Source organism: Pedobacter petrophilus, assembly GCF_009674725.1.
Classification (GTDB): Bacteria; Bacteroidota; Bacteroidia; order Sphingobacteriales; family Sphingobacteriaceae; genus Pedobacter; species Pedobacter petrophilus.
This window is the reverse complement of the sequence record NZ_WKKH01000001.1, coordinates 246995-263897: the sequence shown is the minus strand read 5'-3', so window position 1 is coordinate 263897 and position 16903 is coordinate 246995. Positions and strand designations below refer to the sequence as shown.

The window sequence follows — 16903 nt, the reverse complement described above, 5'->3', positions numbered from 1 at the left end:
TGTTCTTTTAACAAAATATGCCGGCAAATGTTTAATCTGCCAGCATAATCATATTATTCTTTAAAATGACTCCCGACTTAGGACTCAAGACTCTGAACTAATTTTTATTCCCACTCGATTGTTGCAGGTGGTTTAGAGCTGATATCGTATACAACCCTGTTAATACCTTTAACTTTATTGATAATTTCGTTAGAGATTTTAGCCAATACCGGATAAGGTAAATGGCACCAGTCTGCAGTCATACCATCAAGTGATTCTACTGCTCTTAAGGCAATAACATTTTCATAGGTGCGCTCATCGCCCATTACCCCTACAGATCGCACAGGCAGAAAGATTGCACCGGCTTGCCAAACCTGATCGTAAAGACCAGCTTCCTTTAAATTATCAATGTAGATCTTATCAGCATCTTGGAGTATCGCTACTTTTTCTGGCGTAACCTCTCCAATAATACGAATGCCTAAACCTGGTCCCGGGAACGGGTGTCTGCCTAAAATAAAAGTTTCCAAACCCAAAGCTTTACCCACTCTTCTCACTTCGTCTTTAAACAAAGTTTTAAGCGGCTCTACCACTTTAAGTTTCATGAAGTCAGGTAATCCACCCACATTATGATGCGATTTGATGGTAGCTGATGGTCCATTTACAGATACAGACTCGATAATATCAGGATAAATTGTTCCCTGAGCTAACCATTTCACATCTTGAATTAAATGCGATTCTTCATCAAAAACTTCGATAAATACACGTCCGATAATTTTACGTTTCTGCTCCGGATCTTCTACTCCTGCCAATTGGCCCAGGAATTTATCTTTAGCATTTACACCTTTAATATTAAGGCCAAAGTCTTTGTATTGTTCCAGAACACTTTCATATTCGTTTTTGCGCAGTAAACCATTATCTACAAATATACAATGCAAGTTTGTGCCGATGGCTTTATGCAATAAAACTGCAGCAACACTGCTATCTACACCACCAGAAAGGGCTAAAACAACTTTATCATTCCCTACCGTAGCCTTGATATCAGCAATTGTGGTATCAACAAAAGCTGCTGAAGTCCAATCCTGACTACATCCGCAAATGTCAACCAGGAAATTTTCTAAAAGAACCTTTCCATCAATACTGTGGGTTACTTCAGGGTGAAACTGAATGGCGTAAGTATTTGAATCCTTAATGTGATAAGCTGCAACTTTGACGCTGTCGGTACTGGCAATTAATTCAAAATTATCTGGAATACTGGTAATGGTATCGCCGTGGCTCATCCAAACCTGAGAATCGATATTGATTCCTTTAAATAATTTATTTTCCTGGTTAACGAAACTTAAGTTTGCACGGCCATACTCACGAGAGGATGATGGCTGTACATCTCCGCCAGAAAGCTGGGCAATATATTGGGCACCGTAACAAACGGCTAATAAAGGATATTTTGTATGGTATTTTGATAAGTCTATTTGAGGTGCATCATCCTGACGAACAGAGTACGGGCTACCTGAAAAGATAACGCCTTTTACATCTTCGGTAATCTCGGGAAGATTGTTGAATGGATATATTTCACAGTAAATATTTAGTTCGCGAACTCTACGGGCGATGAGTTGTGTAAATTGCGAACCAAAATCGACGATAATGATTTTTTCTAGCATCCGCAAAGTTACCAATTAGATACGAGATTTGGGAGATAGATTTTAGATTTTAAAGAAATTCTACCAAACGATTTTTAATCCACTTGATTGGTATTGCAGATATTTTTTTTACCACCAGCAAATGATTTGAATCACTTGCTGATTATTTAAATTTTTATATAAACTTAAATGCTGTAGCCGGGTAACAATACCAAGTACCTCTAATTAAGAAACTTAAAAGTGAATTGCCAGAGCTTATAAAAGCCAGGTAGATTTTATAAGAGAATACGGATAGAGTCATCGTTGTTATAATAGATTATCATTCTTATCCAAACAATAAACTTACGCGCTTGCCAAGTCCAAATTCAAAAATTCTATAAAGCGTTGAAAGTTGGATATCACATTTCCCATTTTCAAGTCGAGAAATATAACTTTTCTTCGTTCCTACTTTTTCAGCAAGCTGCTCCTGGGTCATATTCGCCTCTTTACGTGCTTCCTTTAACATTTCACTGATCACAAAATACTGTGCCTTTTCTTCAAACTGATCTCTTTTCTCAGCGCCGATTTTTCCGTATTTTAGATCCAATAACTCGTCAAAGTTTTTAGCGTTTGTTATTTCTTTATTCATTTCATTTGTTTTTAGATTTAAAATAACTGTCTTTTAATTTCAATGCCAATTCAATCTCCATTCTGGGTGTTTTTTGAGATTTCTTTTGAAAGCAGTTAAACAGCACTACCAAATTTCCTTTATCAAAACAACAAAATATCCGGTAGATATTACTTTCAACCTCAATTCTTATTTCATAAAGCCCATCGGTTCCTGTCATGTGCTGAAGAAATTTTTTCGGAACATTTTGAACGGTTTTTAGAAGCTTGAAAACATATTCAATTTTTTCTTGCACCTTTCCACTTTGCTCTGTAAAGAACTTTATAAAATAATGTTCATGAAAAATAATTTGTCGTTGGCTATCCACCCATCAAAGTTAACTTAAAAGTTATCAATATACAAGTTTTTTCAGTGGTCTCTTAAAAACCTATTAATATCTAAAAACTAAAGAACCTAGGATAAGTCATATATCATGAAGAAAAAGAACAGTCAACAAATAATCTGGTTAAGAACCAAACAACTTCACTTCAACGCCAAATTTTCTCAAAAAATCCACTCCTTCATCACTGGGTAAGCCTTTATAAGCCGCATAAGATTTTGAATAATAAACCAGCTTAATGCCAGAAGACAAAATTAACCTTGCGCAGGCAATACAAGGAGATAAGGTGGTATATAATGTACAGCCTTCAATTCTAGATCCATTCTTTGATGCATAGAGAATGGCATTTTCTTCTGCATGTAATGCAAGTGAGCAACTTCCTTTACTATCTCTCGCGCAACCCTGCCCCGGCCATTCTTCGTCACAATTATGTGTTCCTGCCGGAGGACCATTGTAACCAATAGAAATAATCCGTGTGTCTTTAGTGAGCACGGCGCCAACGTGAGCACGAACACAATGAGAACGGGCAGCCAGATCAGTAGCCAGATTCATAAAAATGGTATCGAAACTTAATTTATCCGTCATTTCCTATCAATAAAAAAGCCACAGCGAATGATCACTGTGGCTGCAAAATTACTTTAATTAATATTAATGTCCGCCAGAAAGTTTTTTATCAAAACTAATTCCTTGAGATCTTAATATGCCGCTCACTCTCCAGGCATAAAATGCAAGGTAAGCGAAGCAAATAATACCAACTACATAACTGTATTGAATACCCGTAAATTCAGATACGGCTCCTTGAAGCCAACTAATGATACCACCACCCATGATCATCATAATTAAGAAACTACTACCCTGACTAGTGTGCTTACCTAGCCCGCTGACAGCCAAAGTAAAAATACAAGGCCATAATGTGCTACAGAACAAACCAACACTTGTAATGGCATAAACACTCACCATACCTTTTGTAAACATCCCTATTAATAATGCTAGGATACCAATGACAGAAAAAATTAATAACATCCTGGCAGGATTACCTTTACTCGCCATATCAGCAGCAATCAAAACCAAAATAATTAATCCATACACATAAAACGGAGCTAAGTCATGATCAGCAATTGCATTAACGGCTAAGAAAATACCAAATGCTAAATATGGCGCTACAAATCTTAAAATCTTTTGAATACCTACGTTATCGGTAAAAGCTTCTACAGCACCAGTCCAGCGGCCAATCATCATACTTGCCCAATAAAGGGAGATGTAAGGGGCAATATCGTGAAGTGCAAAACCTAAATCTTTCTCCATATAGGCAGGCAAATTACTCGCTGTCGAAACTTCAACCCCTACATAAACAAATATTGCAATCATTCCCAAAACCAATTGTGGATATTTTAAAGCAGATCCCTTAATCGATTTACTATCATCTAACGAAGCTTCAACCAAAGCTGGTCTATCAGGCAAGGAAGATAATTTCAGGAAAATAGCCACTGCAATAAATGCAACACCTAGAATTAAATAAGGAATTTTAACACTTTCAATACTAATATCTGACGTTGCATTAGCTGCTGAACCAAAAATTGCGAAACTAACCACCAAAGGTCCAATTGTAGTACCAAAGTTGTTGATACCACCTGCCAGGGTTAAACGTTGAGAACCCGTCCTTATCGGCCCCAAAGCAATTGCTAATGGATTTGCAACGGTTTGTTGCAATGAAAAACCTAACGCCACAATAAATAAACCTGAAAGCATTAATGGGAATGAGTGAAGATTTGCTGCTGGATAAAACAATAAAGTACCTACTGCAGAAATAACCAAACCAAGCGCTAAAGAATTTTTATAGCCCAACTTATTTACAATATCTTGTTTCATTAAAACAGATATACCATTATAAATTAAAGCACCAACAGTGTATGCAATGTAAAATGCTAAGGAAACCAGCTGACTTTCAGCCTGCGAAAGATCAAAAGCTTTTTTAAATACCGGAATTAAGATATCATTACTTGCAGCAACAAAGCCCCAAAAAAAGAATACCGTGACTAGAGGAATAAACTGGCCCCATTTGGTCTGTGTTTGTTCTGAACTCATTTTTAAAATTAGTTTTAGTGGGGCTAAACATAATTAAAAAAAAACAATAAACGGATAACTTTTATGCAACTTATGCAACAAAAATAAATGTTACATGTTTAGGTATAAAGTTGCATATTCGCATATTATAAACAATACAATACATGTTTGAAGCCATATTATTAGGTATTGGGGCAGGGATTATTTCGTCGTTTTTAACAGGTCCGGTATTCTTTGCAATGATAAAAACCAGTATAGAAAGAGGCTTTATGGCAGGGTTTTCTTTGGCTATTGGGGTTATAATTAGCGATATAATATTAATTGCACTGGTTGTTTTTGGAAGCCAGTTCGTCGATTACAAAGCAAGTTTTGATAAATATGTTGGTGCTATTGGCGGCGTTTTTTTGCTGGCAGTCGGAATCTATTATCTGGTTTCAAAAATAAAGGTTCATTATGATAGTTCAACACTTCAAAAAGTTAGCAAACGAAGTTACGTATTGAAAGGATTTTTGATGTGTATCCTTACTCCTTCCACATTGATGTTCTGGATTATCGTAAGTGGAATCATATCCGTAAAACTTAATAACATGCTGAATGAGAAACTTGTATGCTTTTTCATCGCCATGGTGACTCAATTAAGCATCGATGCAACGAAGAGTTTTTATTCAAGCAAACTTCGGTACAAGATTAAAGAGGATGCGCTTAAAACATTGAATAAGATTGCAGGAGTTATCATTATATTTTTCGCCTTCTGGCTGATCTACAAAACTTATATTCAGTTTTACGCTTAAGATTTTTCAATGGTCGCCTTCCTGAACTTGTTTCAGGATCTTAACACAGAAAGGTGCTGAACTAAATTCAGCATGACGATTCGTTGGATAATGACTATGCAAGCCTGCCATCAACAAAAATGGCCCATATCTTCATATGAGCCATTTGATATTTTATTCTCCTAAAGAGATTTGGTGTTTAATAAGCCCTTTGATTATTTCCCTCTTTCCAGTTTACAAAAGCTTTGTTTACTACTTTGTTACCGCCGGGAGTTGGATAGTTACCAGAGAAATACCAATCTCCTTTGTTCTTCGGACAAGCTTCATGAAGATTTTCTAAACTTTGGTAAATCACTTCAACCTCAGCTACAGTGCCTTTAGGCGTAATAATCTGTGCAATTTTCGCCGAAATTTCTTCAGGTGTAAACGGTTTATAGATCTCTTTTACGTGATTTACAATTTGCTCTTTCGGAAGCAATAATGAAGCTTTACATTTCGTGTAAACATCTTCAATTACTTGCCACATCCCTCTTTCGGTAAGCAATTGTATTGCAGCATCGAACGCCACAAACTGGCCCATTCTACTCATATCAATCCCATAACAATCCGGATAACGGATCTGAGGTGCAGAAGAAACAATAATGATCTTCTTGGGATGTAAACGATCTACGATCTTAATAATACTTTGCTTCAACGTCGTTCCGCGCACAATCGAATCATCAAGCGCTACTAATGTATCTTTGTGGTTATTGATAATTCCGTAAGTAGTATCGTAAACGTGCGCAACCATTTCACTCCGGTCTGCATCCTGGGTGATGAAGGTTCTCAGCTTCACATCCTTAACTGCTAATTTCTCAACCCTTGGCGCCATTGAAAGCAAATCATCCAGTTGTTCATCTGTTAACTGCTCCTTACGGTGTAAAAGCGTATCCTTTTGATGTTTCCGTACATACTGCTGAACGCCTTCTACCATTCCGAAAAAGGCAACCTCAGCGGTATTTGGAATGAAAGAGAATACTGTATTTTTCAAATCGTAATTAACAGACTGAAGAATTTTTTCGCTTAATAAACGACCTAACTGTTTACGTTCGCGATAAATTTCTACATCACTTCCTTTAGAGAAATAAATGCGTTCGAAAGAACAGGATAATCGCTCGGTAGGTTCGCGGAATTGCTCCATGCTCACCTCCCCGTTTTTCTTAATGATCAAGGCATGCCCCGGATCAATCTCTTTCACATCTTTAAACTGGATATTAAATGCAGTTTGCAATGCCGGTCTTTCTGATGCCGCTACAACTATTTCATCATCATAATAGTAGTAAGCCGGGCGAATACCTGCCGGATCACGCATAATGAACGAATCACCGTTACCAACCATTCCACATATAGAGTAACCACCATCCCAGGTTTTAGCCGAGCGGCGAAGAATATTCGCAATGTCGAGGTGGTCAGAAATTTTGTGCGTAATGGCTACGTTATCATGTCCTTCTTTTTTGTACTGATCAAAAAGTTCCTGATTTTCATCGTCTAAGAAGTGACCGATTTTTTCCAGAACGGTTACCGTATCTGCTTTTTCTTTCGGATGCTGACCCAACTCATATAACTGTTCCAATAACTCATCAACATTGGTCATGTTGAAGTTACCGGCAATTACCAGGTTACGCGTCATCCAGTTGTTTTGCCTTAAAAAAGGATGGCAATTTTCGATGCTGTTTTTACCATGCGTACCATAACGCAAATGACCCATTAACACTTCGCCGATAAAGCTTACGTTGTCTTTGAGCCATTCTGTATCCTGCATTAATTCAGGTGTGTTTTCTTGAATATCTACGAACTTATTCTGAACGTATTCGAAGATATCTGCTACCGCATTCGAAGCCATGCTCCGGTACCGGCTGATGTACCTACTGCCTGGTTTCATATCCAGTTTAATGGTTGCAATACCTGCGCCATCCTGGCCCCGGTTATGCTGTTTTTCCATTAAAAGATATAATTTGTTAAGGCCGTAAAGTGCTGTACCGTACTTTTGCTGGTAGTAAGAAAGTGGTTTTAACAGGCGAATAAAAGCGATTCCGCATTCGTGTTTTATCTGATCACTCATTGTGTGGGTTATGAAGGCGCAAATTTATCCTTTTATATACTCACAACCTAAACAAAAGTATTTTCTTTTGTCACGAAGAGGTTAATTTGATTTTAGCTTTGCCGTAGATTACAAGCCCGGTAAATCGCAATGCGTTTCTGTTTAGTAAATCGTTTAATTAGAGCACCTTAATCGCGACAAGCCCAGCTACATTTGTTTAGATACCAACTCTTCGCCAAAAAAAATAGATGCATGTGAATCAAAAGTTGCCGTGTCACCACTCGTATAAAACAATTTTTTGCCCTGTTTACCCAATTTTTCTTCCATTTCAGGATGCCTCCTGAGGTAATCAACCAGGCTATTGGCTACAATTTCACCTTGTGTCAAAATGTTAATATAATCTGGAAATACAGTTTTTAATCTAGGTAACAATAAAGGATAATGTGTACAGGCCAGCAACACACAATCGATATCTGCACATTGCTCCATTAAACTGTTGCAATACTCATTAATGAAGAAATCAGCCCCAGGTTGCAAATGTTCATTGTTTTCAATTAATGGCACCCACATTGGGCAACTTTGCTGGTGAACTTTAATATCAGGGGAAAACTTATTAATTTCTATAAGATAGGATTCAGAATTGATGGTGCCTCTCGTCCCCATTACCCCAACTTGTTTAGATAGGGTAAAATCACCTATTACCTCGGCAGTGGGCCTGATTACACCGAGTACCCTCCGATCAGGATACTTCACTGGCAAGTCTTTTTGCTGGATGCTTCTGAGTGCTTTCGCAGAAGCTGTGTTACAAGCGAGGATTACCAACCGGCACCCTTGTTCAAATAACCATTCTACACATTCCAGCGTATACTTATAAATGGTTTCGAAAGAATGATCACCATACGGAGAACGGGCATTGTCGCCAAGATAAATATAATTGTAGTCAGGCAATTGATCCGCAATAGACCTAAAAACTGTTAATCCACCATAACCTGAATCAAAAATACCTATGGGCGAAGAGTTTTGCATGCGTGCCATTGAAAATTGTAAAGTGATAAAGTTAAGTTTTAATGTTCATTGTAAAGTTGAATTGTTGTAAAGTTGGAATATTTTAACACACCATAATCAAACTTTTAAACCTTAAAAACCCTTAACTTTTAAATGCTGCTGCAAAAAAAAGCGGAACTAAGTTTAACTTAATTCCGCAATATCTTTTGAATTTATCAAGAGTCTTTCGACCCCGAACTGATTGACTCAAGACTATTTTTTAGGTGCCGCTGGTTTTGCAGCAGTAGCTGAAATACCTAACTTCGTTTTAACTGAAGCAGTAATATCATCGCCACCTTCCCAGAAAACAAGGTTATTACCGCCCTGGCCGTTCGCGATATCGAAAACGTAAGCTAAACCTTTTTCTTTCGCTACTGCTGAAATTGCAGTTGCAACTTTAGCCTGAATTGGCTGAAACAATTCACCTTGTTTAGCACCGATATCTTGCGAAGCTTTTGTACGGGCATCAGTGATTCGTTTTTCTAAATCCTGCAATTCCTGACCAACAGTTTGTAATTGTTTACCTACTGCTTCTTTGTTTGCCTCACTAAGGGTTTTTTCCAAAGCTTGAGCACTTGTCATTTTTGTCTGATATTCTTTGATCATAGCATCAATATCAGCTTGTTTTTGTTTACCTAATGTTTCTAGAGTACTTTGAGCCGTCTTAGCTTCAGGAAGGTTTGCGAAAACTTCTTCAGAATTAATGTGACCCAATTTTTGTTGCGCACTTGCCATATTCACTGTAAACACTAATCCTGCTGCTACAAAGAATACGTTAATTAACTTTCTCATCTTTCTATTTTACTTTTTTATTTTTCTAATTGTTTTCTCGAATTTTCAACGGGCGAATATACTAATTATTTGCAGTTCCTGGTTTGTAACCTAACTTTACAACAACATCATTACTAAGATCGTAACTACTGCTTGCATAAATCATCATGGTTGCTTCACTACTTTTGTCAAAAATGAAGTCAAGATACTTTACTTTTGCAATTTGTTTAATTGCATCAGAAACTTTCTCCTGAATGGGTTTAATTAATTTCGTTCTGCTTTGAAAAAGATCGCCATCCGGACCAAACTTCTGACGTTGAAATTCTTTTGCTTGTTTTTCTTTTTCAATAATTTCATTTTCCCTGCGCTTACGCATATCATCTGTTAGCAAAACCTGGTCTGCCTGGTAAGCTTTGTACATCCTGTCTATCTCAGAAAAATTCTGATCAACCTGCTGCTGCCATTGTTTCGAAGCAACCTCTAATTGACTCAATGCCGATTTATATTCTGGCATTTGTTTTAAAATGTACTCTGTATCTACATAAGCAAACTTTTGCGCAAATGCGCCAAAAGACGTACAAATTAGAAATGCGATTAAAAGATACTTTTTCATTTGTGTGTATTAATGACTTGTTTTAATAACCTAACGCTGTTTAAATTCTGCCAGCCTACTTTACCTACTGAACATAATTTACACAAAGATACTATCAAATAACTAAAGCCCAAGGAAACTTAATCATTTAACTTTTTTTAACAATTGAGATAATGCTACTTAATTAATTCGAACAGTTGATCTTAGTTCGCTACAACTTTATGCGCTTTTACCTCAAAAAGACAGCATGTTACTTAAAAATTCAGCTCATAAAAAAAGGGATGTTCAAACCGAACATCCCTTTTTTTTAATAATTAGCTTATATTTTAGAATCCGCCAAGTTGTTGGGCAATACTGAAGGTAAAGTTTTGTTTACCGCCTTCGCTCACACCCGGTATGGTATCAAATCCATGTCCGTAATCGATACCAAGTAAACCAAATATCGGTAAGAAAATTCTGGCACCGATACCGGCAGACCTTCTTACGTTAAAGGGATTAAAGTCACCAAATTTGTTCCAGGTGTTACCGCCCTCTGCAAAAGCCAGTACGAATGCCGTTGCCTGCTGACTTGAAATAACCGGATAGCGAAGCTCTAAAACATATTTAGTATAGATTGGGCTACCTGACTGTTGCGCAATCCGAGGATCGGCTCCGTTTGGTATAACCGCATTATTTGCATAACCACGCATTGCGATCAATTCAGAACCTTGTAAGAAGTCAAATCCCTGCATACCGTCACCACCTAATTTAAAACGCTCAAACGCCGATTGTCCTACTGCTTTATTGTACTGACCTAAGAAACCGAATTGTGCTTGTGCTTTAACCACCAAGTTCCCGGCAATCCGCTGATACCATTGTGAATCAAACTTCCATTTGTGGTATTCTGTAAAGCGATATTTCTCCCTATCAGATGCGGTAGCATAATTAGTTTTGTTAAGCAACGAATATGGAGGTGTTGCCTGAATGGTAAAACGGATAAATGAACCAGATTTCGGGAAGATCGGTGAATCTCTCGAGTCACGGCTAATCTCCTGAGATAAATTGATATTATAAGATGTTCCGTTTCTGAACAAGTATCCATCGTAATTATTTAGGATATATTGCTGGATACTCACTGCATGGCTTAACTGGAAATAGTTATCCGGCCAGTTTAATCTTCTGCCCAAACTAACAGTAACCCCATTTAAACGAATTTTTTGAAGTCTTCCATCATCCGAGTTTAAACCATTAGACTGTAATGAGGTAAATGCACTCACACCAAAACTTACTGGTTTCTCGCCACCAAACCAAGGCTGAGAGAAAGAGAAACTATATGATTGATAGTATTTACCATTTGTCTGTCCACGCAAGCTTAATTTCTGACCATCTCCTTTTGGAAGTGGTTTATAAGCTTTAAGGTTAAATAAATTACGTAAAGAGAAGTTATTGAAGGTTAAGCCTAAAGTACCAATGATACGGCCACCACCAAAACCACCTGATAGTTCAATCTGATCTGAAGGTTTTTCTTCAACAGCATATTCAATATCTACTGTACCATCGGCCGGATTAGGGCGAGGTGTAGGCACCGTTTTAGATTCATCAAAATTACCTAACTGACCGATCTCGCGAATGGTCCGAATCAAATCACTTTTATTAAATTTCTGACCTGGCTTAGTACGAATTTCCCTTAAAACCACTTTATCATTGGTAATGGTATTACCTTTTAAAGTGATTCTGTTATTTACATATTGAGGACCTTCATACATGCGCATTTCTACGTCAACCGTATCGCCATAAATTTTAGTTTGAACAGGATCGATATTAAAAGTTAAGTAACCGTTATCAGTATACATACTGTTGATATCGCCACCGTTCTCGCCACCGCCATTTAATTTTTTATTCAGTCTTTCTTCACTGAAAACGTCGCCTTTTTCAATTGTTAATACTTTTTTTAATATACTGTCAGGATAAATTGCGTTACCTGCCCAGCTAATATTTCCGAAGTAATATTTCTTTCCTTCGTAAATATCCATATTGATATTAACCTTCTTTTTATTGTATTGATAAATGCTGTCTTTTAAAAGCGTTGCATCACGATAACCTTTTTCCTGTAGCTTGGCCATCATTTTCACTTTGTTCTCTTCATATTTCTCTTTTGAGAATTTTCCAGAACCCCAAAAACGCCACCACGCAAATTGCTTAGGGCTTTTCAAAAACTTTCTAAGTTTTGCTGCCTTAAAATCTTTATTTCCGGTAATGTTAATGCGTTGTACCTTAACACGGCTTCCTTTATCGATGTTGGCTTCTAAAACCACACTGTTTTCGGCATTTGGATCTTTACGGGTACTGTAAGCTATTTTAGTGAAAAAATAACCTTTATCTAACATATACTTCTTTACAATTGCGGAAGTGGTATTGTATAAGTTATCGTTGACAATTTTACCTGTTTTATCGTTTAATTTCTCCTGAATAGCTGTTCTCTGAGATTTACTGATTCCTTTTAAGTCGATCGAACTTAAGCGGGGGCGCTCCACTACCTCAATTTCAAAATAAACTGAGTCCTGAACAAATTTTTCGATATTAATTTGAACATCGTCAAACAATCCCTGTGCCCAAAGGGTTTTAATAGCATCGGAAGTTGCTTCACCTGGAAGAACAATCTTATCTCCTTTTGTTAATTTGGATAAGGTAATGAGTACATCTTTATCCAGATATTGCGTGCCGGTTACCGTAGTACCACCGATAATGTATTCTTTCGGACTGAAATAATCCAGGTCTAAGCCCCCAACCTTTAAGGATGGAGTTACCGGTGCCTGACCTTGTGGACGTATTTGAGCAAAGGCCGGAGTGGCTAAAACTAATAGGATTAAAACTTGAAATATTCTTTTCATTAAAATAATTTGTTCAGTAATGGCCACGAAGGTACGTGTTTTATAGAGCAAAAAATGCTTTATTAATATTCCCTTCTGATGGTTACATTTATCGTATAAAGTGGCGCTAAGTTAGTTTAAACGCTTGTTAAAAAGTGTTAAAAGAAAAATTAGTTTAATTGTTCACTAATTTTTCCGAAACGGCGTTCGCGTTTTTGATAGTCAACTATCGCCTCAAAAAGATCTTCACGTCTGAAATCAGGCCAAAGAACATCGGTAAAATAAAACTCCGTGTAAGCCATTTGCCAAAGCAAATAATTGCTAATCCGGTGTTCTCCGCTAGTCCTGATCATTAGTTCCGGATCTGGCATATTTACCGTTGTTAATTTAGAGGAGAATAAATGTTCATCAATCTCCTCAATTGAGATGGTGTTGTCTTTCACAGCCGCAGCAATTTGTTTAGCTGCATCTAAAATCTCCCATTTGGCACTATAACTTAATGCCAGGGTAAGGGTGCATTTTTCGTTATGTGCTGTTTTCGCCATCGCTTCATGCAAATCATTAATACATTGCTGAGGCAAAGACGAAATATTACCGATCGCATTTAGCTTAATATTGTTTTTATTAAGCGTTTCAGTTTCGTTGTTGATGGTAGAAATGAGGATTTGCATCAATGCATCCACCTCTTCTTTCGGCCTGTTCCAGTTTTCAGTAGAAAATGCATAGAGTGTTAAGTATTCAATACCTACATCTACACAACCTTCTACAATGTCTTTTACAGAAAATACGCCTTGTTCGTGACCGAAAACGCGTACTTTACCCTGGCCTTTGGCCCATCTGCCATTACCATCCATGATTACGGCAATGTGCTTTGGCAGGCGGCTATAGTCTATTTGTTCTTTAAATCCCATTAATTATGTCAAAATCAACTTAAAACGAGTAGCATTTTGAGGATACAAAGGTAAAAGATATGCCAACACTAACAAATAGATAAGTGTCCCTTTTTCTAAAATCTCCTCTTTGGGTTCCGGGAACTCCAATCTGCCCTATAGATGGATCAGATAAATTTAAGCCCGGGTTGCCCACTATGGTATTACTTTGAAGGGTTAAACTTGGATATTTTCCACTCACATCATCAATATAATCTGTAAGAGGGGTTCGATAGCCAATTTCTGAAAAAACGCTCCAGGTATCTTTATAATTATACTTTAAACCTAAACCGTATGGAACGGTTAAGGCCACATTATTATAGGCATTATCCTGCCCCTCGGTTGCTTTTCTGTCTAAACGAAACGTTTCACCATTGTATTTAAATGTTGGCTTAAATACTACGCCACCTACCCCGGTAAAAAGATAAGGGGTAAACTGCCTCGTGCCCCCACCCAGTTTAAAATTAAATAAATTAAAATCAACTATTGCAGTGAACTCGCTTAAGCTGGTTTTAAAACTCAAATTTCTATCTCTGAACTGTTGATTGCCTGATTCTGAATCTTTAGCCTCAATTTGTCCGTAATTATAGTTGAGCCGAATGCCTAAATATTGATTGAAATTTTTCTTCCCGAAGATACCGGCAGAGAAACCACTGATTTTTAAGGGGTTATTCTGATTTAAATCGCCCATATATCCAGCGCCGCCGGCCATAATCCCTAATTCCCAATTCCCACCTTCCTGAGCCCGCGATACTTCGGCACTGCAGGCAAATAAAAGGAAAAGAAAAAGGAATTTGTTTGGCGCCATACTTAGTAGTTACGGGTATCTATTCCCCATAATAATTTATTTCTTAACGTACTTAAATAAGTTTCATTATTTAAACGGATAAGATTTAAGCAAAAGTCGGCTTTTTTTATGCTAATTTTTACGGATCTTTCTACAGTTACTGTTCTGCTGTCGCAAGAGACCAAAAATTTAGATTCTCTTGCCTCTACTTCAAAAGATAATTTACGGTCATCTGGCAACACTACCGGCCTTACGTTGAGGTTATGTGGTGCAATTGGCGTAACTACAAAATTTCTGGAATCAGGGTAAATAATCGGTCCACCGCAACTTAAGGAATAAGCGGTAGAACCAGTAGGAGTTGCAATGATTAGTCCGTCAGCCCAATAAGAATTGATATATTCGTCGTTCATCTTCGCATGGATAATCATCATGGCAGAGTTATCTCTCCGGTGCATGGTGATATCATTAAGCGCAAAGTTCTCTGCGCCAAACAGGCCATTATCAGATTCTAAAACCAAAAGCGAACGGCAATCTAAACTGTATTCGCCATTAATTACGGCTTTTAGTGCTGATTCCATTACATTTTTATTGATGCTGGCTAAAAATCCTAAGCGACCGAAATTTATGCCGATCACCGGAATACCCGAATTTCTGATGAGCGATACCGTATCTAAAAGTGTACCATCGCCTCCTAAACTGATTAGAACATCAGCACGTTCTTTAAGCTCAACATGGTTATGAAAGATGATGGTATTTTTTGGTAAACTGATCTTACCATGAAGTGATGTTTTGAACTTAGAGTATAAAACCGGCTGTACGTTGTGGCTGGCTAAGTGGTTAAAAACTTCCTGAACATATGGTAAAACTGTATCATTGAAGTCTCTCCCGTAAATTGCTATCCTCATAATCGGCTTTAAACATTTAAATAGTTCATGAAAGAATCGTATCGTTCCTGCGATCCATCATCAACCTGCGTATTGTTATATACTTCTTTTACCTGATAATCATAGCGTTCGAATGATGCTATCAATGAGGTAATTTCCGTTTTATTCACTTTTAAGGTGACTTCCAAACGGGTAGAATCCTTGAAAGAATTCACGTAAGAAGATAAAATCTGGGTATTGTCTGCTTCCACAATCTGTGCAATATGTGCCAGCGAATTGTCTCGGTTACCAATTTCAAGTACAATTATCCCTCCGGGTTCCTGTACGGCATATTGTTCTGCCACCGCATCAACCATCTCATTAATAGAAATTAACCCCAGGTAATTTTTCTGCTGATCAACAACCGGTATTGCGGTAAGGTGCAATTGACTTAGCAACCTGATCACATCATAAGTATGTGCATCATTGGGAACGAAAACGCTGAGCAAATGAACGGATGTATTGTCACTCAAAAGCGTATCATGGTCATGCACGTTTAGTAAATCATCTTCTGAAACCAAGCCAACAAGCACCCCTTCATTAACGATCGGTAAATGCTTCAGTTTAAAATCGCTGAGGCGATCCAAAGCCTTCTGAACTGAATCGTCAGCTTTGAGTGTTGGAATTTCGTTCGATATGATTTCTTCTGCAAACATTATTTAAGTAATATTCTATCTAGAAATTTTTCCAAATAATTGTTAAATATTTCCGGTTGTTCCATCATTGGCGCATGTCCGCACTGATCAACCCAATTCAGTTCAGAGTTCGGCAGTAATTCATGGAATTCCTGTGCTACTTCCGGCGGCGTAACTTTATCATTTTTACCCCAGATTAAAGAAATAGGGATGGTGATTTTCGATAATTCTTTACTCATATTATGGCGGATTGCAGATTTAGCCATCGTTAAAATCCTGATCACACGAGACCTGTCATTAACGGTTTTAAAAACATCATCAACCAGCTCTTTAGTTGCTGTTGCCGGATCATAAAATGTAAATTCTACCTTTTCCTTAATGTAATCATAACTTTCGCGACGTGGAAAAGACCCGCCGAAAGCATTTTCGTAAAGGCCTGAACTCCCGGTGAGCACCAAAGCTTTAACAAATTCCTGGTGCGCTACGGTAAACACTAAGCCAACATGCCCACCCAATGAATTACCAATTAATACCACCTGATTAAGTGATTTAAATTTTAAAAAGCGGTGTAAATATCTGGATAAAGCTTTAACACCTAATGTTAAAATGGGTAAATCGTAAATTGGAAGAATTGGAATAACTACGTGATAACGGTCTTTGAAACGCTCAATAACCTGCTCCCAGTTGCTCAATTCGCCCATCAGACCGTGTAGCAATACCAGTGTTTCGCCTTTTCCGGCCTCAATGTATTTAAATCCGTCTTCTTCTATTACCTGGTATGTCATATGTATTCTTGTGGTATTGTGCACTAAGTTAGTAGAGTAAAATTAAATTTTCGCATTTCTATGCCATTTTTCTGA

At 37.6% G+C, this 16903-nt stretch carries 16 protein-coding genes; 1 reads left to right on the top strand and 15 read right to left on the bottom strand.

Going from position 1 to position 16903, the window contains the following annotated elements; all coding sequences use genetic code 11:
* Nucleotides 1-104: 104 nt before the first annotated feature.
* The 5 genes from guaA to GJU39_RS01010 all read right to left on the bottom strand — a co-directional run bounded on the left by guaA (nucleotide 105) and on the right by GJU39_RS01010 (nucleotide 4684).
* A complete protein-coding gene (gene guaA / locus GJU39_RS01030; protein WP_154278824.1) occupies nucleotides 105-1634 on the bottom strand; it encodes a glutamine-hydrolyzing GMP synthase in 1530 nt (509 codons plus the stop codon).
* Between the two features lie 304 nt (nucleotides 1635-1938).
* A complete protein-coding gene (locus GJU39_RS01025; protein ID WP_154278823.1) occupies nucleotides 1939-2241 on the bottom strand; it encodes a helix-turn-helix transcriptional regulator in 303 nt (100 codons plus the stop codon).
* A 1-nt stretch (nucleotide 2242) separates the two neighbouring features.
* A complete protein-coding gene (locus tag GJU39_RS01020; RefSeq protein ID WP_342448160.1) occupies nucleotides 2243-2587 on the bottom strand; it encodes a type II toxin-antitoxin system RelE/ParE family toxin in 345 nt (114 codons plus the stop codon).
* Between the two features lie 138 nt (nucleotides 2588-2725).
* Nucleotides 2726-3184: a deoxycytidylate deaminase gene (locus GJU39_RS01015; protein WP_154278822.1), complete on the bottom strand. Its 459-nt coding sequence runs from the start codon at nucleotides 3182-3184 to the stop codon at nucleotides 2726-2728.
* A 63-nt stretch (nucleotides 3185-3247) separates the two neighbouring features.
* Nucleotides 3248-4684 carry an MFS transporter gene (locus GJU39_RS01010; protein WP_154278821.1) on the bottom strand — a complete coding sequence of 479 codons (1437 nt, stop codon included), beginning with the start codon at nucleotides 4682-4684 and terminating at the stop codon, nucleotides 3248-3250.
* Between the two features lie 143 nt (nucleotides 4685-4827).
* Here GJU39_RS01010 and GJU39_RS01005 point away from each other — a divergent pair, with 143 nt between their 5' ends.
* Nucleotides 4828-5454, top strand: coding sequence for a LysE family translocator (locus tag GJU39_RS01005; RefSeq protein ID WP_154278820.1), 627 nt, complete (start codon nucleotides 4828-4830; stop codon nucleotides 5452-5454).
* A 178-nt stretch (nucleotides 5455-5632) separates the two neighbouring features.
* Here GJU39_RS01005 and GJU39_RS01000 read toward each other — a convergent pair whose 3' ends face one another.
* The 10 genes from GJU39_RS01000 to GJU39_RS00955 all read right to left on the bottom strand — a co-directional run bounded on the left by GJU39_RS01000 (nucleotide 5633) and on the right by GJU39_RS00955 (nucleotide 16828).
* Nucleotides 5633-7534, bottom strand: coding sequence for an amidophosphoribosyltransferase (locus GJU39_RS01000; protein WP_154278819.1), 1902 nt, complete (start codon nucleotides 7532-7534; stop codon nucleotides 5633-5635).
* A gap of 186 nt (nucleotides 7535-7720) precedes the next feature.
* Nucleotides 7721-8539, bottom strand: coding sequence for a glutamate racemase (gene murI, locus GJU39_RS00995; RefSeq protein WP_154278865.1), 819 nt, complete (start codon nucleotides 8537-8539; stop codon nucleotides 7721-7723).
* 231 nt (nucleotides 8540-8770) lie between these two features.
* Nucleotides 8771-9349 carry an OmpH family outer membrane protein gene (locus tag GJU39_RS00990; protein WP_154278818.1) on the bottom strand — a complete coding sequence of 193 codons (579 nt, stop codon included), beginning with the start codon at nucleotides 9347-9349 and terminating at the stop codon, nucleotides 8771-8773.
* 61 nt (nucleotides 9350-9410) lie between these two features.
* Nucleotides 9411-9941, bottom strand: coding sequence for an OmpH family outer membrane protein (locus tag GJU39_RS00985; protein ID WP_154278817.1), 531 nt, complete (start codon nucleotides 9939-9941; stop codon nucleotides 9411-9413).
* A 305-nt stretch (nucleotides 9942-10246) separates the two neighbouring features.
* A complete protein-coding gene (gene bamA, locus GJU39_RS00980; protein WP_154278816.1) occupies nucleotides 10247-12790 on the bottom strand; it encodes an outer membrane protein assembly factor BamA in 2544 nt (847 codons plus the stop codon).
* Nucleotides 12791-12939: 149 nt separating this feature from the next.
* Nucleotides 12940-13680: an isoprenyl transferase gene (locus GJU39_RS00975; protein WP_154278815.1), complete on the bottom strand. Its 741-nt coding sequence runs from the start codon at nucleotides 13678-13680 to the stop codon at nucleotides 12940-12942.
* Between the two features lie 19 nt (nucleotides 13681-13699).
* Nucleotides 13700-14506: a type IX secretion system protein PorG gene (porG, locus tag GJU39_RS00970; RefSeq protein ID WP_154278814.1), complete on the bottom strand. Its 807-nt coding sequence runs from the start codon at nucleotides 14504-14506 to the stop codon at nucleotides 13700-13702.
* A 2-nt stretch (nucleotides 14507-14508) separates the two neighbouring features.
* The gene (locus GJU39_RS00965) at nucleotides 14509-15390 is read right to left on the bottom strand and encodes an NAD kinase (protein ID WP_154278813.1); all 882 of its coding nucleotides are present in this window, start codon (nucleotides 15388-15390) and stop codon (nucleotides 14509-14511) included.
* Between the two features lie 8 nt (nucleotides 15391-15398).
* A complete protein-coding gene (locus GJU39_RS00960) occupies nucleotides 15399-16064 on the bottom strand; it encodes a CBS domain-containing protein (protein ID WP_154278812.1) in 666 nt (221 codons plus the stop codon).
* Nucleotides 16064-16828 carry an alpha/beta fold hydrolase gene (locus GJU39_RS00955; protein ID WP_154278811.1) on the bottom strand — a complete coding sequence of 255 codons (765 nt, stop codon included), beginning with the start codon at nucleotides 16826-16828 and terminating at the stop codon, nucleotides 16064-16066. Before GJU39_RS00955 ends, GJU39_RS00960 begins: the two co-directional genes overlap by 1 nt.
* Between the last annotated feature and the right edge of the window lie 75 nt (nucleotides 16829-16903).